20 protein-coding genes are annotated in these 22,600 nt (G+C 60.2%); 8 read left to right on the forward strand and 12 right to left on the reverse strand.

All coding sequences use genetic code 11. From position 1 onward, the window contains the following. Window positions 1–25 precede the first annotated feature (25 nt). The 9 genes from P3T23_RS27710 to P3T23_RS27750 all read right to left on the reverse strand — a co-directional run bounded on the left by P3T23_RS27710 (window position 26) and on the right by P3T23_RS27750 (window position 10,084). Window positions 26–1,153, reverse strand: a complete 1,128-nt coding sequence (locus P3T23_RS27710; RefSeq protein ID WP_429319285.1) for an FAD-dependent monooxygenase — start codon at window positions 1,151–1,153, stop codon at window positions 26–28. A gap of 168 nt (window positions 1,154–1,321) precedes the next feature. After that, on the reverse strand, window positions 1,322–2,989 hold the full coding sequence (actP, locus tag P3T23_RS27715) for a cation/acetate symporter ActP (protein ID WP_429319286.1): 1,668 nt from the start codon (window positions 2,987–2,989) through the stop codon (window positions 1,322–1,324). Continuing rightward, window positions 2,986–3,321, reverse strand: coding sequence for a DUF485 domain-containing protein (locus P3T23_RS27720; protein WP_429319328.1), 336 nt, complete (start codon window positions 3,319–3,321; stop codon window positions 2,986–2,988). Before P3T23_RS27720 ends, actP begins: the two co-directional genes overlap by 4 nt. 101 nt (window positions 3,322–3,422) lie before the next feature. Next, a complete protein-coding gene (locus tag P3T23_RS27725; protein WP_429319287.1) occupies window positions 3,423–4,646 on the reverse strand; it encodes an FAD binding domain-containing protein in 1,224 nt (407 codons plus the stop codon). Window positions 4,647–4,648: 2 nt separating this feature from the next. Further along, on the reverse strand, window positions 4,649–5,134 hold the full coding sequence (locus P3T23_RS27730; RefSeq protein ID WP_429319288.1) for a VOC family protein: 486 nt from the start codon (window positions 5,132–5,134) through the stop codon (window positions 4,649–4,651). Between the two features lie 166 nt (window positions 5,135–5,300). Next, window positions 5,301–6,008: a TetR/AcrR family transcriptional regulator gene (locus tag P3T23_RS27735; protein ID WP_429319289.1), complete on the reverse strand. Its 708-nt coding sequence runs from the start codon at window positions 6,006–6,008 to the stop codon at window positions 5,301–5,303. Window positions 6,009–6,139: 131 nt separating this feature from the next. After that, on the reverse strand, window positions 6,140–7,252 hold the full coding sequence (locus tag P3T23_RS27740) for an alkene reductase (RefSeq protein WP_429319290.1): 1,113 nt from the start codon (window positions 7,250–7,252) through the stop codon (window positions 6,140–6,142). A 443-nt stretch (window positions 7,253–7,695) separates the two neighbouring features. After that, window positions 7,696–8,601, reverse strand: a complete 906-nt coding sequence (locus tag P3T23_RS27745) for a LysR substrate-binding domain-containing protein (RefSeq protein ID WP_429319291.1) — start codon at window positions 8,599–8,601, stop codon at window positions 7,696–7,698. A 343-nt stretch (window positions 8,602–8,944) separates the two neighbouring features. Further along, window positions 8,945–10,084, reverse strand: a complete 1,140-nt coding sequence (locus tag P3T23_RS27750; RefSeq protein WP_429319329.1) for an FAD binding domain-containing protein — start codon at window positions 10,082–10,084, stop codon at window positions 8,945–8,947. A gap of 352 nt (window positions 10,085–10,436) precedes the next feature. Between P3T23_RS27750 and P3T23_RS27755 the strand changes: the two genes are divergently transcribed. Then, a complete protein-coding gene (locus P3T23_RS27755; protein ID WP_429319292.1) occupies window positions 10,437–11,087 on the forward strand; it encodes a DsbA family oxidoreductase in 651 nt (216 codons plus the stop codon). A gap of 193 nt (window positions 11,088–11,280) precedes the next feature. Then, entirely contained in the window at window positions 11,281–12,846 is a 1,566-nt protein-coding gene (locus P3T23_RS27760; RefSeq protein WP_429319293.1) for an alpha/beta hydrolase, read from the forward strand. A 242-nt stretch (window positions 12,847–13,088) separates the two neighbouring features. Here the strand turns inward: P3T23_RS27760 and P3T23_RS27765 are convergent, their stop codons facing one another. Then, window positions 13,089–13,913 carry an alpha/beta fold hydrolase gene (locus tag P3T23_RS27765; RefSeq protein WP_429319294.1) on the reverse strand — a complete coding sequence of 275 codons (825 nt, stop codon included), beginning with the start codon at window positions 13,911–13,913 and terminating at the stop codon, window positions 13,089–13,091. A gap of 673 nt (window positions 13,914–14,586) precedes the next feature. On the opposite strand from P3T23_RS27765, the gene nthA reads away from it, so the two are divergent. Genes nthA through P3T23_RS27780 form a run of 3 tightly spaced genes read left to right on the forward strand, consistent with a single transcriptional unit; the run spans window position 14,587 to window position 16,293 of the window. Next, on the forward strand, window positions 14,587–15,255 hold the full coding sequence (nthA, locus tag P3T23_RS27770; protein ID WP_429319295.1) for a nitrile hydratase subunit alpha: 669 nt from the start codon (window positions 14,587–14,589) through the stop codon (window positions 15,253–15,255). Then, complete coding sequence (gene nthB / locus P3T23_RS27775) at window positions 15,252–15,923, forward strand: nitrile hydratase subunit beta (RefSeq protein ID WP_429319296.1); 672 nt, start codon at window positions 15,252–15,254, stop codon at window positions 15,921–15,923. Before nthA ends, nthB begins: the two co-directional genes overlap by 4 nt. Before the next feature lies 1 nt (window position 15,924). Continuing rightward, window positions 15,925–16,293, forward strand: coding sequence for a nitrile hydratase accessory protein (locus tag P3T23_RS27780; RefSeq protein ID WP_429319297.1), 369 nt, complete (start codon window positions 15,925–15,927; stop codon window positions 16,291–16,293). A 165-nt stretch (window positions 16,294–16,458) separates the two neighbouring features. Here P3T23_RS27780 and P3T23_RS27785 read toward each other — a convergent pair whose 3' ends face one another. Both P3T23_RS27785 and P3T23_RS27790 read right to left on the reverse strand, forming a co-directional pair. After that, window positions 16,459–16,842 carry a hypothetical protein gene (locus P3T23_RS27785; protein ID WP_429319330.1) on the reverse strand — a complete coding sequence of 128 codons (384 nt, stop codon included), beginning with the start codon at window positions 16,840–16,842 and terminating at the stop codon, window positions 16,459–16,461. A gap of 709 nt (window positions 16,843–17,551) precedes the next feature. Further along, on the reverse strand, window positions 17,552–18,850 hold the full coding sequence (locus tag P3T23_RS27790; protein ID WP_429319298.1) for an L-fuconate dehydratase: 1,299 nt from the start codon (window positions 18,848–18,850) through the stop codon (window positions 17,552–17,554). A gap of 181 nt (window positions 18,851–19,031) precedes the next feature. On the opposite strand from P3T23_RS27790, the gene P3T23_RS27795 reads away from it, so the two are divergent. The 3 genes from P3T23_RS27795 (at window position 19,032) to P3T23_RS27805 (ending at window position 22,591) form a co-directional block, all read left to right on the forward strand. After that, a complete protein-coding gene (locus P3T23_RS27795) occupies window positions 19,032–19,760 on the forward strand; it encodes a GntR family transcriptional regulator (protein ID WP_429319299.1) in 729 nt (242 codons plus the stop codon). A gap of 274 nt (window positions 19,761–20,034) precedes the next feature. Beyond that, window positions 20,035–21,546 (forward strand): sugar ABC transporter ATP-binding protein, encoded by a 1,512-nt coding sequence (locus P3T23_RS27800; RefSeq protein WP_429319300.1) that lies wholly within the window; start codon window positions 20,035–20,037, stop codon window positions 21,544–21,546. A gap of 19 nt (window positions 21,547–21,565) precedes the next feature. Then, complete coding sequence (locus P3T23_RS27805) at window positions 21,566–22,591, forward strand: ABC transporter permease (RefSeq protein ID WP_429319301.1); 1,026 nt, start codon at window positions 21,566–21,568, stop codon at window positions 22,589–22,591. The last annotated feature ends 9 nt before the right edge of the window (window positions 22,592–22,600 follow it).

Genomic DNA, 22,600 nt, shown 5'->3' on the forward strand with positions numbered 1-22,600 from the left:
TTCTACCGAAGCGCCGGATCGGGCGTTATGGCGAGCCGAGCCCGAACGACTGGGCAAGCTGTGGGCCCTTCAGGAGCAGGGGCTCGACGGCGGCACGCCGCGCTGCTGCCCAGTCAGCAAGGACGTGCACGACGTCCTGCCCTGGCGCGGCTAGCGCCTGCGCGAGGCTCACGGCGTCGTCGGCGGCTTTCGAGGTGCCTGAGCCTGTGTGAGGCCGCAGCGTGCACGCAGCGTCGCCCACCAGAGCGATGCGTCCCTTGGAGAAAGACGGGCTCAGCGCGTCTGAGATGGCTTGCATGAAGGGGGCGTCGGTCGCGGCCACCAGTTGCGACAATCTGCGTGGAAGTCTGTCGAGCGCCGCGCGATGCAGGTGCGCCAGTGACTGCGCCGACAGCTCGCCCGGCGCAACCGATGCGTGGTGCCGTTGCCCGTCGCGACCGGTCAGGAACGAGTCGATCGACGACGCGTCAGATTCATTCCTGTACCAGAGCCAATTGAACCGGCGCATGCCCGGTTCGAGGGAGCCGTCCAGCGCTGGAATCAGAAACGTCATGAACAGTTCGGCTTGCGAGGGGAACAGCGTCATGTTCTCGATCAGATCTGCGATGTCGGCACGGTTGAAGGCGCTTTCATTCACCAGGCCGCGCCAGGCGATGTAGCCCGCGTACGACGGGGCGCTGCCGGGAAACAGCATCGCGCGAAGTCGTGAGCCGGTGCCGTCCGCGGCGATCAGTATGTCCGCGCGCGCTGGTGCCGGGCCGCCGTCGAAGCGGAGCTCGAGGCCGTCCGCGTCTTCGGCGACGCTCGCGACGGTGTGTCCATAGTGAACCGCGCCGGGCGGCAGCATGCTGCACAGCGACCGGTAGACGGCGTCCCACGATGAAAACGGCAGCAGCTCCGGGTCGTCGCGAGTCACGTTGCCGTCGCTATCGATCCAGCGCCGCCGGTGCGTCGGCACCGAGAGCATCGCGCGGGTTCGATGGCCGTGCTGTTCGAGAAAACGCAGCATCCGCCGCAGCACCACGACGCCGCCGCCGCGACCCCGAAGCGGCGCAGCGGAGCGCTCATAGACGAGCACCTCGTGACCCGTGCACGTCAGCGTCAAAGCGCAGGCGAGTCCTGCTATCGAGCCACCCGCAATGGCAATCTTCATGAGCGAATTGCTTCAGGCGCTACGGATGTTTTTTTCATGGCGAGTCCTTTTGATGTGTCGACAGGTAAAACTGTAAGGCTGTCTCGCAAGGTGGGGCAAGCTGTCTGCGTGCCGCAGCGGGTCACGAATTGCGAACCTTGACAAGGTCTCCAGTATCTGTCTTTGGTGTTATCCGTTCTTCACCATGCCGAGTTCGCAGTCGACGAGCTGGTTGCCATACAACGCACGTTCGCGCGCGGCACGTGGCGAGTTGTCGGTGATCGAGAAAAAGAACACGCCGGCGAAGGCAACGATCATCGAGAAGAGCGCCGGGTATTCGTACGGGTAGATCGCATGCGCGTGTCCAAGCACCTGCACCCAGACTGTCGGACTGAGGATCGTCAAGGCCACCGCCGTGATCAGCCCGAGCGAGCCGCCGAGCACCGCGCCTCGCGTAGTCAGGCCGCGCCAGTAAACCGAAAGAAGCAGGACCGGAAAGTTCGAACTGGCCGCAATCGAAAAAGTCAGGCTCACGATGAACGCGATGTTCTGCTTCTCGAAGGCGATGCCCAGCAGAATGGCCAGCACGCCGAGCACGAGCGTGGTGATGCGCGACACGTGCATTTCTTCGCGGTCCGTGGCTAAGCCGCGGCGAATCACATTCGCGTACAGATCATGTGAGACCGCTGAGGATCCGGCGAGCGTCAGACCTGCGACGACCGCGAGAATCGTCGAGAAGGCGACCGCGCAGATGAAGCCGAGAAACACGTTGCCGCCTACTGCGTGCGCAAGATGGATGGCTACCATGTTCACTCCACCGATCACGGCACCGGACGCCGTGTGGTAGCGCGGTTCCGTCGCAACCAGCGCAATCGTCCCGAAGCCGATGATGACGATCAGCGCGTAGCCGATGCCGACAATGCCCGTCGCGTACAGAATGCTTTTTCTGGCAGCCTTCGCGTCGCCCACCGTGAAAAACCGCATCAGGATGTGCGGCAATCCGGCAGTGCCGAAAATCAACGCCAACCCGAGCGAGACGGCAGAAACCGGATCCGACACGAGGCCGCCCGGCCTCATAATCGCGGCATGCTTCGGATGGGCGAGGATCGCCTGCGAGAAGAGGGCATTCAGGCTGAAACCGAAGCGGCTGAGCACCATGATCGCCATGAAAGCGGCGCCCGCGAGCAGCAATGCTGCCTTGATGATCTGAATCCATGTCGTGGCGAGCATGCCGCCGAAAAACACGTACACCACCATCAGTACGCCGACCATCACGACTGCGACCGTATAGTTGAAACCGAACAGCAATTCGACGAGCTTGCCGGCGCCGACCATCTGGGAGACGAGATAGAGCAGCACGATGACGATCGAACTCGACGCGGCGAAGGCGCGGATCGGCCGCTGCCGCAATCGATAGGAAACGACGTCGGCCAGCGTATATCGCCCGAGATTGCGCAGCGGCTCGGCAATCAGAAAGAGAATGACTGGCCAACTGGCGAGAAAGCCGATTGAATAGATCAGACCGTCATAGCCGCTCATGAAAACCAGCGCAGAAATGCCGAGCAGCGAAGCGGCGGACATATAGTCGCCGGCGATCGCCCAGCCGTTCTGGAAAGCGGTGATCTTGCCGCCTGCCGCATAGTGGTCGGAAACGCTGTTGTTCTTTTTTGCCGCCCAGCGGGTGATGAGCAGCGTCGACGCGACGAACAGCAGGAACATGCCGATCGCGACTGGATTGTGCGATTGCGCTGGCGCCGCGGTTTCGGCGGCAGCGGCGGGCAGCGCGGTGAGGGTGGTGAGGGCACTGACAAGCGGTACGCTCAACAGCTGGCCATGCAATAGAGGAATCCGTTTCATTGCCGTGCTCCTTGCCGGATTTCACTCACGGCGCGGTCCTGGGTGGTATTGGCTCGCGCGACATATACCGCGACCAGCGCAAACGTAAAGACGAACATACCGAAGCCGACCGGAATTCCCCACGTAGCCGGATAGCCGTCGACGATCGGCCGGCCGAGCAGCGCGGGTGCGAACGCAAGCGTGAGAATGAAGGCAAAGTACACCGCCAGCATCAGGATCGTGAGCGTCCACGAGAACGTGCGTCGCGCTCGCACAAGTGCGCGAAAGCGCGGATCGTCGAGCAGCGGATTCGCCGGGGGCGGCGGGTCGCTGGCGACGTGTCGCGCGCTCATCGGATAGGTTGGGGCGCCATGTTCCACTTTGTCTCCTTTCGAAACGACTTGCTATCGGTGCTGCAACAGTTGATTGAACCCGCTGCAGGCACAACGAATGTTTAAAAGCGTGCAGGTACCGCGGTCTCGCGCATCACCGCATCGGGTGTGCGATAGCGCTCGGCCATTTCACGATCGACCTCGTTTTTCAATTGCGCCTGCATATAAGCGCCGAGATGGCGCGCGTGCTGGACGATCGCCGCGCCGACTTGCGTGCGCACGCGGCTGTATTCCGCGAGTGCGTCCTGAATGCCGGCCTGGCTATTCAACGCGCTGACGAGTGCCATCGCATCGCTCGCCGCTTTGGTGACGCCCATGCCGCAGTGCGGCCGCGCGACGAATGCCGCGTCGCCCAACAAGGCGACCCGGCCGAACGCCATGTGCGGCACTTCAAGGTCGAAGATGGGTTGAAAGAGCGGTTGCGTCGCCCTGGTCACCACTTCGCCGAATTGCGGGGCGAGTAGCGTGAGCGCCGCGTCCTCCATGTCGGCGAGTACCTCACGGCGGATCAGCGTTGGCGGAATGCCGCCCACCCAGCGCTTGCCGGACTCATCGGTCAGCAGGTTCGGCAACTGGATGTCTTCGCTCGTCGCGCGATACCAGACGAAGTTATAGCGGCGTTCACCCGGGGTCGTGCTATTGCCCTGGCCGGCAACCGGATAGCCGAGAATCTGTTCGTGCGGGGGCAGGCAGAAGGCAAACTTGTCGAACAGCGCCTCGCGCGTTGCAGGCGAAAGCGACGCTTCGTCGACAAGGCCGCGCCATGCGACATAGCCGGCATACTGAAGCTTCACGTCAGGCAGGAACTGCTCGCGAATCGCCGACTTGAAACCGTCCGCCGCAATGACGAGGTCCGCGCGCAGCACGGTGCCGTCACTGAGCGACACCGTTGCCTGATCGGCTCCGTCTTCCACGGATACGACCGTGCCGCCGGCATGGTAGTGGACGTCTGGCAGCGCGGCGCGCAACACGTGATACATCTTGCCCCACGCGGTCAGCGTCTGCGGCAGTTTGCGCTCGGACAACACCGCGCCGTTCTGCGCGAATGTCACGCGCGACTGCACTTTGACGCCGATCGAGTCATCAATGTCGACCCCGGCTGCGGCCATTGCGTCGAATAACTCGGGATGGGTGACGATGCCGGCGCCGCGGCCGGCCAGTTCTTCAGGAACGCGTTCGAATATGTCGACATCCCAGCCATTGCGGACCAGCAGATTGGCCGCAAACAGGCCGCCCAGCGAGCCGCCGACGATGATCGCTTTTGAGCGTGCGGAAGGCTTGACCATGGTTACTCTCCTGCGTTGATGGGTGCTCGATCGACGGCCGGATGTGCTTCGGCCAGTTGGGCGATTTCTTCGGCGGGGAAATTCAGTTCGATGGTCACACCGGACGGGTCCTCGATGAACACCTGATGCAGGCCGAGGCTCGGCACCGCGCGATCGCGCCAGGCGATGCCTTCCGCCTGCAACGTTTTCCACATGTCTTCGACACCCGTCGCGAGAAACGCGATGTGGTCGAGCGTGCCGGTTCCGGTGGCGGGTAGTGCCTTGTCGCCGAGATAGGCGGTGAGCCCGGCGGGATTGTCCGGATCGACGCCAATGATATGGACGATGCCGAAGTCGGCTTCATCGCCGCCCTTGTAAAGCCACGCGCCCGGAAAATCGAAGGGCGGGCGGTAGCCCCGCTTGAAACCGAGAATCTGCTCGTAGAAGCGACAGGATTTCTCGAGATCCATCGTGCGGATCGAGTAGTGCGCAAGTTTTGAGACGGGCATCAGAAACTCCTTCTATTTATCGATCGATTAGTGATCGATGGATAAATTGTAGGCGAAATGCACTGGCAGCTGGAAGCTGCATAACGACGGTGTTTACCCTGGAAAACGCGTAGGAAACTGCGCAATGGGCGATGAAGCAAGCGGCCGGCTGTGGTGCCGGCCGGCGTCAGGCTTTGGCCTGACTGGAAGCTTTCTGCGCGTGCTTGAGCGCTTCAGGCACGCCGTTGAGGAAGGCGTCGATCTGGCGCGCGATGTGGTCTTCGACGTTGTCGCTGACCGGCAGCCCGTAAATCCATTTCCGGACGCCGAGATAGAAGATGCTGGCGTGCAGGCTCCAGATCAGCTCGAGGTCGATGTCGCGCTGCTTCGTGCTGGACGATGCCGGCAGGTCGTAGGCCGAGCGGATTTCCGCCATGACGGGCAGGAACACGCGTTCGCGCAGCCGCGACAGATATTTGGAGTTGATGCCTTCGCGCGTCAACCCGGCGAAGATGAAAATCCGGATCCATTCGCGCCGCAGGATCACGCCGGCGTACGACGAGTAGAAACTGACCATCCGTTCCTGGATCGGCACGGACCGGTCCTTGATCAGGCTTTCCCAACTCGTGTCCCATTGATAGACCTCTTCGTACACGCGGTCGATCAATGCTTCCTTGCTCGGAAAATAGCGGTAGAGAAGCGGCTGCGTCACGCCAAGCTGGCGCGCGAGTTCGCGGGTGCTGCCGGAAAAGCCGTGCGTGGCGAAGTGGTCGACGGCCTTCAGCACGATCTGGCGCTCCCGCACTTCGGGGGCGAGGCGGCGCGTGACGCCCTTCTCGTGGTCATGCACCTTGCTCTTCGACGCTGGTTCGACTGTCCGTACTTTTCTCGGCATGATGTGTTCGGTACCCAGGATGTTCGGACGCATCATACAAAGATTGCCCCGGTCTGGCTAGGCGAATGCGCCGGGCGGATTGTCCGCCCGCCGTGCAACGTCTTAAGGCTGGCTACCGGGAAAGCTGACGCTCAGTTCATGGTCGGGTAGTCGATATAGCCAGTCACATCCCCGCCGAAGAAGCTGGCGCTGTCGGCGGCATTCAGCGGGTGTCCGTCGCGTAGACGGGCCGGCAGGTCAGGGTTCGCGATGAAGGGCCGCCCGAACGCGATGATGTCGGCTCGGCCGCTGGCGATCGCCTTTTCGGCTGTATCACGATCATAGCCGCCGGCGATCATCAGCACGCCTTTGTATTCGTCTCGCAGCAGTTTGATGATGGCGTCCCACCGCGGGTCGAAGTTCTCGTCCTTCATGGTCCCAACCATCGCTGGTTCGACGAGATGCAAATAGGCGAGGCCATAGCCGTTGAGCCTTCTCACGATGTAGCCGAACGTTGCCTCGGGCGTTTCATCACCCATACCCATGAAACGTCCCATGGGGGTGAGACGAACCGCGACGTTTTGCGGACCTACTTCGTCGCTGACAGCAGCGACGACTTCAAGCAGCAGGCGGGCGCGATTTTCGATGCTGCCGCCGTAGCTATCGAGGCGGTGGTTGCTGTTGCTGTTGATGAACTGGTCCAGCAGATAGCCGTTCCCAGCATGAATCTCAACTCCGTCCATGCCGGCCGCGATCGCATTGCTTGCGGCACGCCGGTAGTCAGCGACGATTTCCCGGATGCCTTCAACGGTTAGTTCTTGCGGTACCGGCACGTCGCCCCACACGCCATTGCCGGCCTCGTCGACAATGAACGTCTTTCCGGGCACCGGCATGGCGGTGGGTGCTACAGGCAGGCTGCCATTCGGCTGGAACACGGGATGCGAGACACGGCCGACGTGCCACAACTGGAGGAACATGTGGCCGCCTTCTTCATGGACAGCCTTGCTGACAGCACGCCAGCCTTCAATCTGCTGTTCCGTGTGGATTCCCGGCGTCCACGCATAACCTTGACCTTGCTGTGAGATCTGCGTTGCTTCACTCACGATCAATGCCGCGCTGGCGCGTTGCCGATAGTATTCGACGTTCAGGTCTGTCGGCACGTTTCCCGGCTGGCCGGCACGCGAGCGCGTGAGGGGGGCCATCGCAACGCGGTGATCGAGGGAAAGCCGGCCCAGTTTGACAGGCTTAAAGAGGTGCTTAGTCATGGTGTATCTCCGTCAAAGATGTGGAACGCGCCCTGCAGACCCGCCATTTGCATTTCAAGGCGTAGCGTGATACGCACGCGTCACCTGTTCCTTTCGCAACCAGCCTGTGAGATTTCGTATTTGCCGTTGACTGTCGTGCCGCGGTGCTGCATGTCTGCGCGCTAGGCTGATGTATGTAAGGGTAGGCGGGACGGGGCTTGGGCGGAATCCCAACGGCGCGCTACGCACCATTGCGTGGTGTGCAAAGATCGAGGAAGGTGCTGCTGGTGTTGCCGGCGTTTGCCGGTACTGATCGAATGCCGGTTGCTGATGAGGGACGTAAGAGTTGGTTCAGAGATGCGAACAGGTTGGCAATGCCCTGGGAGAGGGAAGTTACGACGCCGGCTAGAGCGCATTTCTTCAAGTGGATTGCGTACCAGAACGATTATCAGCACTCCACGCAGTCACTGAGGGCCGCCCGCCAGTTCGGACACGAAATCGATAAACGCATTTACTCTTCGCGAGCCCCGCTGATTAGGTAGATACAGTGCGCTCACGACAGCCTGGGCGTTGTTCGGTCCCGCTTCGAACTCGGCGAACAACCGGGTGAGGGCGCCTGACTGAACGTCGGACGCCACCAGCCAGTCGGGAAGCAACGCGATGCCCATACCGTCCAACGCCGCTTCGCGCAATACTTCGGAACTGTTTGCCTTGAGTCTGCCCGTCACCGGCACGCGTTTTTCTTCCTTGTCACGCGAAAACGTCCAGACTTGAGGTTCTGTCGTGTATGTAAATCGAAGACATTCATGGTCTACCAGGTCGTCAGGAGACGCGGGATAACCTGCTCGATCAAGATATTCGCTGCTCGCGACAAGATAACGAGCGAAGATGCCGATGCGCTTGCTGACGACGTCAGCCATGGAAGCAACCTCACCAAGGCGAATAGCGACGTCTATTCGGTCGCTGACCAGATCTACAAAGGCATCGCTAAGTTTGACGTCCAACTCCAGCTTTGGATATTTTTGCAAGAACACGGCGAGGGAAGGTGCGATCCGTCGGGAACCGAATGCGACGGGCACGGAAACGCGTAGTGGACCCGACGGTTCGCCGCTTCTGTCCGAAACCGACGCATCCGCGTCGGCCATATCTTCGAGCAGCTTTTTCGCCTTGACGTAGTAGGAGGTCCCCGCGTCGGATAAGGTCACCTGGCGGGTGGTCCGATTCAGGAGTACCGTACCAAGCTCCTTCTCAAGGGAATCGACGGAGCGCATGACCGAGGATGTCGCCAGATCGAGGCGTCGTGCTGCACTCGAAAAGCCGCCTGCCTCAGCGACTTCCACGAACGCCCGAAGCGACAATAGCTTGTCCATAACCTTGGTCCATACAGTTTGCTGTTTTGCGCTGGGCACGCCACGCGGCGAGTGCGGCTATCTTTCTCGATGCGTCAGACATAATCGCCGCAGAGCGGTGAATTCGACGGTTGCCATGATCGTGGCGGCGCGCCGATTCGCGCCCGGCTGATTATCCTCTCGAAGGCTTTACCTTCTCAACAATTTCGCATTTTGTCGGATTGAGGAGCACACCGGCACCCATCGTCCGGGCCTTTTCCAGGCGAGGACCGTTCGCTCTAGAATGGCCGACTGCTGCCGGGCGGTGCGGGTTGGCACTGCCCGGCAACGTCTTGCTTTCTCATGCAGGTGAAAAATGCGAACGCTAGCGTCGAAGCTGCATGATGCGGTCACCAAGCGAGATGCCGAGTTCCGACATGCTGATACCGAGCCGTCTTTGCTGTAATTCCCAGCCGGACAGCGCAGACTGCAAGTGCTCGTTGCCAGTCGAGAGTGCGTAAGCTAGCGCAACGGCATTCGTGGCGGCTTTTGCGGTGCTGCCTGCGGTATGCGGACGTGGTACGTACGCAGAATCGCCAAGCAAAATCGTCCGGCCGAAGACCATTTGTTCAACCCGAAGGTCCTGGATCGCCTGAACGAACGGTTCGGCCGTAGCCTGAACGAGGACCTGCAGCGTAGGCGCGAGCAATCTGCTAGCGTCGGAACGCAGCTCGGTGATATCGTCATCCTTTGTTGTTCCGGGCGGCAGCGACGTCCTGCGTTGCATCCCGTTCCTGTCCAGCATCAATGCCCTGAGCCTGTCGTCTGACATCGGGCGATACCAGACCCAATTCCAGCGCCGCTTGCCGACCTCGGTTGCACCGTTCTCCCCTGGTACGAGATAAACCAGAATCAGATGTGCTTCACCTTGCTGGAAAGTAAAGCGGTCACGGAGAACATCCGCAGCCTCGGCTGGCAGATCATTTTCTTCGACAAGACCTCGCCACGCGATATAGCCCGCATAACTGGGCTGTGAATCAGGCAGCAGTTGAGCCCGAACCGAGGAGCGTGCACCATCGGCGCCGATCAGAAGATCCGCTTCCTCGACACGGCCACTTTCAAAATGAGCCTTTACTGTTTCCGCTGTTTGCTCGAGATGAGTGAAACGTTCGCCGGGGTGAATGACTTCAAGGGGCAAAGCACGTCTCATGGCGCTGTAAATAAGGCTCCATGAGGTTTGCGTCTGAGGCATATAGAACTGCTCGACGATACGGCCGTTCTGGTCGAGATAGATGCGATCTCCGGAGTCCACGCCTGGACAGGCCGGCAGTTGCACCCCGCCGAAACGGAAAGCTTCCAGAACGTCAGGCTGCAGCACGATGCCCCCACCCCGGCTGTCGAGCTCATTGGGCGACTGCTCAAAGATCTTGACGTCCCATCCAACTGCGCGCAGCGCTGTCGCCGTGAAAAGGCCGCTGAGCGAACCGCCGACAATAATTGCGCGGGGTCGATTGACATTGGCCATGAGGCGCTCCTGATGATTCTGCGTCTGATCTTTCGGCAGAGCTACGGCGTTCATGGCGTTCTCCTTCGATGGCTTGGTAGAGGAAGATTAGCGGTTACGGAATCAGCGGAGAATCCAGGCGTAACGCAACCCACTTTTGCGCGACATGCAAAGCTAGCCTTTCAGAAACGCTGTGGCTCGCTGAGCGGCAATAAGCGGCTATCTGCACAAGATGAGTTATTCTGAGCACGCTGCGCCGTTCGCCTCATCTCACTGCCCGCCACGCAAAGGTGCATTGCCTCACGTTGCGATTCCTGTCGGCTGGCAACCGCACTATCGTGCTTCTGCAAACAATCCCTTTTGGAGATGTTCGATGGACAAGCTGAATATCGAGGTCACGTACGATTTCATTTGCCCCTGGTGCTGGATTGGCGAGGAAAAACTGAAGAAAGCGATTAGCGAAGCGAATGCCGGCGAGCAAACTAAATTCGTGTTCGTTCCTTATGAATTGAATCCGGGTATGCCCGTCGAAGGTCTCGACCGTAAGGAATACCGGTCTGCGAAGTTTGGAAGCTGGGCGCGCTCGCAAGCAATGGATGTTCAAGTCGCAGAGGCCGGACGTCAGGTCGGTCTGGAATTCAACTATGCGCTGACCAGGCGCACGCCGAACACGCTCGCGGCGCATCGGCTTGTATGGGTGCTGCAGCAAGGACACGATGTAGCGGCGCTGGTGGAGGCGATCTTCCATGCGTATTTTTCCGCTGGGCGCGATATTGGAGACGTTGCCGTGTTGACGGAGATCGCGGTCGCTGCCGGCTTTAGGAGAGACAAGGTCGAAGCGTTTTTTGCATCAGACAGTGGCGTAGACGAAGTGCGTGCGCTTGAAGTTCAGGCAATCGAGCATGGCGTCAACTCGGTACCGTCGGTGAAGATTGGCAACCAGATTATCAGTGGCGCACAGTCTGTCGCTTTGTTTCGGGCAACACTTGAGGATGCCCTGAAGCCCAGCAAAACCGCGATGTAAGCGGAACCGCGGTGTCCTGCAGGTTCGGCAATTTGATCGTGCTCTCATATTCATTTTGCTCGCCATTTCAGTCGTTTTCGGCCTTTATGGTCTCGCCACCGGCAGTTTGACGATCTGAGCCGGTGGACAAGCGATGGCCCCCAATCCGTGCAGAATATGACAGGAATTTCGCAACCCCGATGAGAGGACAACAATGCGGCGCGCAGCATTCAAGGTGGTAAAAATAAGCGTCTTGATCGTTGTCCTGCTGATCATAGGCGCGCTGGGGTTTCGCGTCTGGTCTTCGCAGCGAGGACCGGGCCTCGCCGTCTGGCATACCTACGTACCGCGTGAGATGACAGTCAAGGAAATGGACGCCAGCGACTGGAACGGCTACCTGGCGGCGGAGTCCCGGGTATTCGACGAGGTTCGCACCAACGTCGTCGAGAAGCTGGACGCCGCCTCACGCGTCCCTTCGAACCGGTACTACGAGGGCTCGCCGATCTATCCGGAACACTTTGCGCAGAACTGGAACCGCTCTTACGTGCTCGAACCGAAGGGCGAGCCTGTCGGCGCAGTGGTGCTGCTGCATGGCCTGACTGACTCGCCCTATAGCCTGCGTCACATCGCCCGCAACTACCGTGATCATGGCTTTGTCGCAATCGGCATCCGCCTGCCGGGACACGGTACGGTTCCGGCGGCGCTCACCCAGATCGAGTGGCGCGACTGGGCAGCAGCGACGCGCCTCGCCGTACGCGAAGCACGCCGGCGTGTCGGCCCGGACAAGCCGCTGGAACTGGTCGGATACTCAAATGGAGGAACCCTCGCGCTGCAGTACTCGCTGGACGCCATTGAGGATAAATCTCTGACGCGCGCTAGTCGCATTGTGCTGATCTCGCCCATGATCGGAGTGACTCGATTCGCCCGTTTCGCGGGACTGGCCGGGCTTCCGGCGGTTTTACCGGCGTTCGCCAGGGCCGCCTGGATGGGGGTCGTGCCCGAGTTCAACCCTTTTAAATACAATTCCTTTCCGGTCAACGGTGCACGTCAGTCCTTCCTGCTGACCCAGGCACTTCAGGATCAGATACAGCGTTTGCACCGCGAGAACCGGCTGGTCGAACTGCCGCCGGTCCTGACGTTCCAGTCTGTCATCGATTCCACGGTCAGTAGTCCCGCGCTGATGTCGGCGCTCTATGATCAGCTTCCTGAGAACGGCAGCGAGATTGTGCTGTTCGATGTCAACCGCAGCGTGAAATTTCGCACCTTTCTACGCGCGGCATCCTACGGCGCGCTTGGCCGGCTTGTACGCGCCGGGCCGCAGAACTACCGGACGACGATCATTGGCAACGCTGGCCCGGACTCGGCACAGACCGTCGAGCGCACCATTGAGGCAAGCGAAGTCAAAGAACACGTGCGGCCGCTGGGCATCGACTATCCGCCGGACATTTTCTCGTTATCTCACATCGCCCTACCATTCCCTGTGACCGACCCGGTCTATGGAACTTCACCCGACACCGATGAAAATTTCAACGTGAATCTCGGGGCGCTCGCTGCGCGCGGGGAGCGCGGCGCGTTGATTCTCACGCTTGATGCCATGTTCCGGATCGCGTCGAATCCCTTCTTTCCGTATGTCGAGCAGCGGATCGACGAAGGTATGGGAAAGAAGCCAGGCCTAGTGATCAACGCGCCGGAACGATCCCACCAAAGCGCAGAAGGCGTAACGGACGAAGCGGTCGACGAGTTGCCGGAAGTCGAGCCAGCGGAGGCATACGGGCCGTGAGAGCCTCCTGCTGAAACGAAATGATCGGCAGGATTGCCTGCCGGTAACGGCTCACGGCTTTTCGCGAGATAGCGAAACACCCGCTATGGAAGGGGATTCCCACGAATCCCCGTCTCGCGCAAGTTCGCGAGTCGTGCGTGCGGTTCATGGAAGGCCGCGTTTCCGGGAGCAAACGCGGTTACCCTCTTCAAACTGCCGACGTTGCTGCGAGCCGGTATGACCGCTCAGGAATACCCGACGGCTTAGGACTTGATGAACGCCAGGAGATCAGCGTTGATCGTTTCGGCTTCCGTGGTGGGCATGCCGTGCGGGAAGCCTTTGTAGGTTTTCAACGTCCCATTGCGCAGCAGTTTGGCGCTCAGCGGCCCTGAGTCGGCATAAGGCACGATCTGGTCGTCGTCGCCATGCATCACCAGTGTCGGGACCGAGATCTTCTTCAGGTCCTCGGTAAAATCCGTCTGGGAAAAGGCGACGATGCCATCGTAGTGCGCCTTGGCGCCGCCTTCCATGCCCTGGCGCCACCAGTTCTGGATGACCCCTTCGGACGCTTTGGCGCCCGGCCGGTTATAGCCGTAGAACGGTCCCGCGGCCAGGTCGCGATAAAACTGCGACCGGTTGTTGGCTACCTGTGCCTGCAAACCATCGAAGACTTCCTTGGGAAGGCCCCCAGGATTCGCATCCGTTTTGACCATCAGCGGTGGCACGGCGCTGATCAGCACGGCCTTGGCCACGCGACTCTCGCCGTGACGCGCCAGATAACGCACGACTTCGCCGCCCCCTGTGGAATGCCCAACGTGGACGGCGTTCTTCAAATCAAGATGCGCGGTAACAGCCGCGAGATCGTCAGCATAGTGATCCATATCGTGGCCGTCGGCAGTCTGGGTCGAGCGCCCGTGACCTCGGCGGTCATGCGCGATGACCCGAAAACCCTGATTCAGGAAGAACATCATCTGCGCGTCCCAATCGTCAGCGCTCAGTGGCCAGCCGTGCGAGAAGACAATTGGCTGTCCCGTGCCCCAGTCTTTGTAGAAAATTTCGATGCCGTCCTTGGTCTTTACAGTATTCATCGCCTTATCTCCATTGTTGCGGTCGCTATGGACCGAAGTTTTCGCGGCGCGCTCGGTAGCAACGCCGCGAGAGGCATCGCGGCGACCGCACCGACGGCCGCGGCGGCTTTCAGAAGCGCCCGAGACGTTGCCATTAGCGTCGTTGGCGGCTCTGGATCTGGACTTGCAATGTCATTCTTCCTCTCTGCCTTAGCGGAACAAGTCGACGCCGCTCTCTTGTCGCGGTCTCAAAAGAAAGTGTTCAGGAGTCTTGAGGCGGTATGGAACAGGCCTCATCGGGGCGCGCCAGCCGTATGAATGCTTCGGAATCTCCCCTGGTTCCAACCGGGGGCAACCGCTGCAAGCTGATGTCTCAGATTAACTTCGAAGGCGCCCGCTTCGAGCAACACGTGTTGTGCGGGAAATAAATGAAACAAACTGAACGCTATGACGTCGTCGACCGAAGGGACGGCCGGAGGTAATCGTTACCTCGATTCACGAATCTTCCATCGCAGATCATAGGCTACTTTGCAGTGAAAGTGCGCAGTCTAAAAGGCAATAGCGGGGGCAAACCGGGACGGGCCACGAAATTCTGCAGCGCGCGGCTCGCGGGCGGGGCGTATCAGGCCGGTTTGCGTTTGCGTCCTGCACCAACCATACTCGCACTGTCGGGCAATCTTCCGGGCGAACTTCGATGAACCGTAACGATTCTCAAGGCAATCAGCAGGAGCATGCGCATGCAGACGCTCATGACCACAATGGTACTGCGTTGTCAGAGATGGATTTGCGTGTGCGTGCGCTGGAATCCTTGCTGGTAGAGAAGGGGTACGTCGATCCCCGTGCCCTGGATATCCTGATCGAGACATACGAGCACAAGGTCGGGCCGCACAATGGCGCGCGCGTGGTCGCGAAGGCATGGCGCGACCCGGCGTTCCGGCAATGGCTGCTCGACGACGCTACCGCTGCGATCGCTTCGCTCGGCTACACCGGCAGGCAGGGCGAACACATGGTGGTGCTGGAGAACACGCCCGCCCTGCACAACATGGTGGTCTGCACGCTCTGCTCGTGCTATCCCTGGTCGGTGCTTGGGCTTCCACCTGCCTGGTACAAGTCGGCGCCGTACCGGTCGCGCGCGGTGATGGATCCGCGTGGCGTGTTGAAGGAGTTCGGCTTCGAATTGCCCGCCGAAGTGGAGTTTCGCGTGTGGGACTCCACCGCGGAGGTCCGTTATCTGGTGTTGCCCATGCAGCCTCCCGGAGCCAGTGGCTTCTCCGAGGAGGCGTTGGCAGAACTGGTGACACGTGACTCGATGATCGGCACAGGATTGCCGAAGACACCGGAATCGAAACGGGAGCCCGCATGAACGGCGCACAAGACCTCGGCGGCATGCAGGCATTCGGCCCGATACTGCCGGAAGCCGACGTCTCGCTCTTTCACGCCGACTGGGAGCGCCGGGTGCTGGCGATCACGCTGGCGATGGGCGCAGTCGGCAAGTGGAACATCGACATGTCTCGTGCCGCACGGGAGAGCTTGCCGCCGGCGCAATACCTTTCCAGCAGCTACTACGAGATCTGGTTCGAAGCGCTAAAAAAGCTGCTGCTGAGCTCAGGGCTGGCAACGGCGGAGGAAATCGGCACCGGCGAGTCGAGGAGTGCGGCGGCGCCGGTCCCTCGAGTGCTGATGGCCGATGAGGTAGCCGCCGCGCTGCTCCGAGGCAGCCCTGTCAATCGCCCCGCGGCCGCCGGTGCACGCTTTAAGGTCGGTGACAGGGTGCAGACCCGTCAGCTGAATCCATCCACGCATACCCGTCTGCCGCGCTATTGCCGCGGCCGACGGGGGCACATCATCGCAGTGCACGGCGCGCACGTTTTTCCCGATGCCAACGCGGTCGGGCTCGGCGAACAACCGCAATGGCTCTATACCGTGCGCTTCAATGCCTCCGAACTCTGGGGGACGGATACGACAGCGACATCGGTCTGCGTCGATTGCTGGGAACCCTATCTCGACTTTCCGGGCGTCCGGCCTGCCTGACATGACTTCCTCCCGGCCGAAGCTGCCTGAACTGCGTACCGCCTTGCCGGCGTTGCCTTGCGACGACGCAGGGCCCGTTTTCAGTGCGCCGTGGGAAGCCCAGGCGTTTGCCATGACAGTCGCCTTGCACAAGCGCGGCGTGTTCACCTGGGCAGAATGGGCAGAATGTCTGAATCAGGCAATCTGCGATGCGCAGGCAGCTGGCGACCCGGACCGTGGCAACACTTACTACAGTCACTGGCTGACGGCACTGGAGCGCATCAGCACCATCAAGGGACTCGTGACAGACGACATGCTCCTGCAGCGTCGGAATGCGTGGGACGTCGCTGCACACCGTACCCCGCATGGGCAGCCGATTGAGCTTGGGTGACAGTGCCTCTCGCATGCATCGGCAACCGCGTCCCACGCTGATCAATGCGGCCGTCGGGTATGCCTGAGCAGGTCGCTAGTGGGTAGGGACGTGTCATGAAAGAGGACTATGCGTTGGCTGGTGAGCGTTAGGACTTCATTTGGCGGGACCGCTGGCCGCGACGCCCTATCTCCTTGAAAACGGGGATTTTCCGCCACGTCCGCGCGGCTTCGGCTCGACACCCACGCGCCGATCGCGCGCGAGCACGAGCGCCTTCATCCTTTCCACAATGGATTCAAACGCCGGATCGTCTTGTGGCACATAAAGCCATTTTCGGAGCACGGGATGCGGCTGCAAAGCGGGCATTTCATCAATGAGAGCGGCGTGGCGCTCTTGCGAGGTGCACACCAGCAAGCCGTTCCAGGGCTCGCCGCGATCGGCGGCAACCAGACACAACACGCCGTCGATATATGCGGCATCGCAGCCGAACATCCGCTTGTGAATGTAGGTTGAATCGCGCTCAAACGCTTCGAAGATCCAGGCGAGCGAGTTGCGGATGGATGCGGGCATTGGCGTGAAATCCCTGGCGACGGTCTTGAGCGCGACTGCGGTCCTTTCGGCACCACGAGGAGATGATGACCCCAATTGCGTGCCGGCCTGCGCCGCCGTTACGACATTCCCGGCATCACAGTCAGCGAGCATGACGAGCAGTTCAGGTTCCCATAAAGCAACCCGGCGCAGACCGGGCGAGACCTTCGGTTTCAAGGGCGAGGAACATCCATGCGTTCTGAAAGGAAGTGAAGGTAGTATTCGGCGACGGATTGTAGTGCGCAAGGTGCCGTCGACAGGCATGCAACATCGAACCAGTGACACAACACGTTTGCGTTGTGGCGGTATGTAGCCGACACCACTGATGCACTGGCCAGCGCAGCAACGATATTTCGAGGATTTGATATGGATACGTACGTCCTGTTGGGCATCGGTTTCGGACTGGGCCTGCTCATCGCGATTTGGGGGATATGGAATCTCAGAGAATCCCCAAAACCGCGAGTCGGACAACATGTCACAATGGGCGCAATCGGTCGTCATGAGGTCGAGCGCTCATAGATGCACGATCTTCCCGACCGCCACGGCCGGGAACGCCCCAATGTGCCGACGAACTGAAAGCCGCTTGTGCGACCGAAGACTTCATAACATTCGTAGATGAAGCGAGAGGGGTGGAAGTTGCGGCCGACAGCCTCGTTAGCCGGGGGCGGCCGCGCTCCTGCTGTGGACTGTTTTAGTGTCGCCAGACCGGACCCTCAGGAAAGCGATACTGATCAAGCGATGCCGCATGCATTTCGATGCTATAGCCGGGACGTTGCGGTGGCATGTAACGGCCGTTGCGGATCAGAACAGGATCGACGAAATGCTCATGCAGATGATCCACATATTCGAGCACCCGGTTTTCTAGCGAAGCCGACACGCAGATATAGTCGAAAAGCGAAATGTGCTGGACATACTCGCACAAGCCGACGCCGCCCGCGTGCGGACACACCGGTACGCCGTATTTCGCCGCCATCAGCAGGACGACGATCACCTCGTTCAAACCGCCCAGGCGGCAGCTATCCACCTGACAAAAGTCGATTGCGTGTGCCTGCAGCAGTTGCTTGAACATCACGCGGTTATGGCAATGCTCGCCCGTCGCGACGCCAATGGGCCGGAGCCGCTGCCGGATGGCCGCGTGGCCGAGAATGTCGTCGGGACTCGTGGGTTCCTCGATCCACCACGGATCAAATTCCGCCAGGCGCCGCATGTGCGCGACCGCTTCATCGACATCCCACACCTGGTTCGCATCCATCATCAGCTTCAGGTTTCCGCCGAGTTCTTCACGCAGAATGCGGGCTCGGCGCGCATCTTCTTCGAGATTGCCGCCCACCTTCTGTTTGAAGTGCGTCCAGCCCTGAGCGACGCCTTCACGTGCGAGCCGGCGAATCTTGTCGTCATCGTAGCCGAGCCAGCCGGCCGAGGTCGTATAGGCCGGATAGCCGTGAGCGAGCATTTCCTCTTCGCGCTCGCGCCTGGTCTGCCTGTGGCGGTGCAACATCGCGATGGCTTCATGAGGTGTAATTGCATCGGTCACATAGCGGAAGTCGAGACAACGCACGAGTTCTTCCGGACTCATGTCGACGAGCAGCTTCCACACCGGTTTGCCTTCCGCTTTTGCCCACAGGTCCCAGGTGGCATTCACGACGGCCGCCGTCGCCAGATGAATGGCGCCCTTGTCCGGACCGATCCAGCGCAACTGGCTGTCCGACGTCAACGCGCGCCAGAAAGCGCCCATGTTCGCGGCGATATCCTCGAGGGTCCTGCCAACGATCAACGGGGCGAGCGCCTGTACAGCGCTCACGCAGATCTCGTTGCCGCGCCCGATCGTGAAGGTAAGGCCGTGGCCCGTGAGCGTCTCCGACGAATCGGTTTCGAGCGTCACGTAGGTGGCGGAGTAATCCGGTGCGGCGTTCATCGCATCAGAGCCGTCGAGTGAACGCGAGGTGGGAAAGCGAATGTCCCGAACGGACAGCCTTGTGATCGTGGTCATCTTTGCACCCTCCGAGGGCGATGATTATCGACTTCCGCCTGCGAACGAAGATAGATCGGCCTCGTGCATGCGATTGCAACATGCGCTTACATACCGGCGGCCCTCTAAGTATTCGCCCGCGTTGACAACGCTGAATCCACTTCCTAGCATGCTAGCATCTTCAATGTAAATCAAGCGCGCCGTGAGCTCTTCATCCGTCGTAGCGAATGCCGCCAGCAGCCCGTATGGTGCATTGCAAAAGATCAAGGGCGGCGAACGAGGCAGTCTGACCGACGCGGTCGAACAGGCGCTGAGAGAAGCGATTGTGACGTTGGTGCTGGAACCCGGAATGATGATCGACAAGCTGGCGGTCTGTGAACGGATGGGCGTATCGCGCTTTCCGGTTTCCGCCGCATTGGCAAGGCTTGCGCACGCCGGCCTTGTCGAAGTGTTGCCGCAGCGCGGCACGCGCGTCAAACCGATCTCCCTTGAGGACATCCGTCAGCATCTGTTCATACGCAGTGCGCTCGAAGTCGAAACTGTGCGCACTGTCACGCTCATGCGTGATAGTGCGACGCTAGAGGCATTGGCTCTCAATCTCGATCAGCAGCGCGAAGCGGTCACGAGTGGCCAACGCCTGAGATTTCATGTACTGGATCTGGCCTTTCACGAGATCCTCTTTGACTCGATCAATCTGCCGCGAGTGAAGGAAATCGTTGTGGTGTCGCGCAACGCGCTGGATCGCGCCAGGCAATTGCTGGCGAGTCCTGAGCGGCTTGTCCACACGCTCGAGGAGCACGAGAGTATTTTCGAAGCCATTCGCAGCTGCAAGGCCGACGCGGCTGCGAAAGCGATGCATGACCATCTCGATCAGGTCGTCGCCGAGTTGCACCGGTCTGCGAGCGAAAGGTCGGATCTTTTCGAACCATAGTGACCCACGCCGACCGCAATCGGCGGCGGGCGACATTTAACCGTGTGTGATGTACACGCTTTTCTGCCGCCGCACACGATGAGGAATGCGTGAACTGAACCACTGTTGTGCAGCATCTCAGGATCGCTGCACGTTGGATTAAAGGGGCTTTGGCAATGTGTCTGGCTTCTCGTTGCGCTTTCAGTTCTGAATGGCGGCGTACGCCCTGTGCCTTTCTGGCTCGCTTGTTCGATGAGGCCAGCGGACGTCGCGCAATTGTCGTCGTATCCGCACCATGATCCCGCTCGTTTCCGTCAATAAGCTCAGCAAGAGCTTTCCCGGCGTGAGGGCGCTTCATGAGGTCCAGTTCGAGCTCATGGCTGGCGAAGTCCACGCGTTGATGGGCGAGAACGGCGCCGGTAAGTCGACGCTGATGAAAATACTCGCAGGCGTATACACCCGGGATTCGGGCGAAATTCTTTATGACGGCCAGCCAGTTGAGTTCCTGAGCCCGCGTGACGCGCAGGCCATGGGTGTCGGCATCATTCATCAGGAATTGCAGTTGATGAATCATTTGACCGTCGCGCAGAATATTTTCATCGGCCGCGAGCCGCGCGGACGCCTGGGCCTGCTCCTCGACGAAGACAAGCTCAACGCGCAAGCACGCGACATTCTCGCCCGCATGCATGTGCATCTCGACCCGCGCGCCATGGTCGGCGCGCTTACCGTCGCCAGCCAGCAGATGGTCGAGATCGCCAAGGCTTTATCTTTCGATTCGCGCGTCCTGATCATGGATGAGCCGACCTCCGCGCTGAACGACGCCGAAATCGCCGAGCTCTTTCGCATCATCCGCCAGTTGAAGGAGCGGGGCGTCGGAGTTATCTACATTTCACACAAGATGGATGAACTGAAGCAGATTGCCGACAGGGTCACCGTGCTTCGTGACGGCGAATATGTGGCCACCGTCGCCGCCAGGGACACGAGCGTCGAAGCGATCATCGGCATGATGGTCGGAAGAACGTTGACCGACGTCGCACCTTTTCAGGGCGCCACAGACAGGGGCGAGGTCGCGCTCGAGGTAAAACATCTCAACGCCGGCCCGCTGGTCAGGGACGTGAGCTTCACGCTGCGCAAAGGCGAAATATTGGGCTTTGCCGGCTTGATGGGTGCGGGTCGCACCGAGGTCGCCCGCGCGGTGTTCGGTGCCGACCCGATCGAATCCGGCGAGATTCTGGTGAAAGGCGTGAATGCAGCGATCAGGAGGCCGAGCGACGCGGTGGCACGCGGTATCGGTTATCTCTCGGAAGACCGGAAGCGGTTCGGCCTTGCGACCGGAATGGACGTCGAGTCGAACATCGTGATGTCCAACCTGGGCAAATTCCTGTCGCTGAATTTTTTCCTGCGCCGCGCACAGATACGCAAGACAGCTTCCCATTTCATCAATCTGCTCGCCATTCGTACACCCTCCGCGGCGCAGCCGGTACGGCTTCTCTCAGGCGGCAATCAGCAGAAGATCGTCATTGCAAAATGGCTTGAGCGCAACTGTGATGTGCTCTTCTTCGACGAGCCGACCCGTGGCATCGATGTCGGCGCCAAGAGCGAAATCTACAAGCTTTTGCGCTCGCTCGCCGGGCAAGGCAAGGCGATCGTGATGATCTCGTCGGAACTGCCGGAAATCCTGCGCATGAGCGATCGCATCGTTGTGATGTGCGAGGGTCGTATCACCGGCGAACTCTCCGCCCGCGAAGCGACGCAAGAACGCATCATGCAACTTGCGACGCAGCGCGAATCCTTGAAAGCGGCGTAAGCCTCAAGAGGTCAAATACATGACACAGCCATCTGATACTGCGGCGCTGGCTAATGAGAGACGGGCCTCTGGCTTGAGGGCTCGCGTCTTCGCGCCGACCGCCCTGCAAAAGCTGCTCGCCTTCGCGAGCCTGATCCTGCTGCTGGCCTTTTTCAGTTTCGCCTCGCCCGCCTTCATGCAGATGGACAATATCCTCGGCATTCTGCAGGCGACCGCGGTCAACGGCGTTCTGGCGATCGCCTGCACATTCGTCATCATCACGGGCGGCATCGATTTGTCCGTCGGCACGCTGATGACCTTTACGGCGGTCATTTGCGGCGTGTTTCTCACCAATTGGCACCTGCCGATGGGGGCAGGGGTCGTCGCTGCGATTGGGACGGGCGCACTCTGCGGAATGACTTCAGGAACCCTGACGGCGAAATTGAAGATCCCGCCCTTCATCGCCACGTTGGGCATGATGATGCTTTTGAAAGGGCTTTCGCTCGTTGTCTCGGCCGACAAGCCGATCTATTTCACCGACACCGAAAACTTCTACATGATCTCGCAGGATTCGCTGATCGGTCACGTGCTGCCGGGCGTTCCCATTCCCAACGCGGTTCTGATTCTGTTCTTCCTCGCGGTCGCGAGTTCGATCACACTCAATCGCACAGCGCTCGGCCGCTATACCTTCGCGCTCGGCAGCAATGAAGAAGCCGTGCGCCTCTCCGGCGTGAATGTCGATCGCTGGAAGATCGCTATTTACGGCCTGAGCGGTGCGATTTGCGGTGTCGCCGGACTGCTCATCGCCTCGCGTCTGAATTCGGCCCAGCCGGCGCTCGGCCAGGGCTATGAGCTTGAGGCAATCGCCGCCGTCGTCATCGGAGGCACCTCACTCAGCGGTGGTTCGGGCACGATTCTGGGCACGATCATCGGCGCTTTTATCATGAGCGTGTTGACCAACGGCCTGCGCATCATGTCCGTCGCTCAGGAATGGCAGATCGTGGTGACGGGCCTCATCATCATTCTTGCGGTCTATGCCGATATCCTGCGACGCAAGAAGAGTTGACCCTGCACA

It is taken from the genome of Paraburkholderia sp. GAS448 (genome assembly GCF_050435685.1).
Taxonomy (GTDB): domain Bacteria; phylum Pseudomonadota; class Gammaproteobacteria; order Burkholderiales; family Burkholderiaceae; genus Paraburkholderia.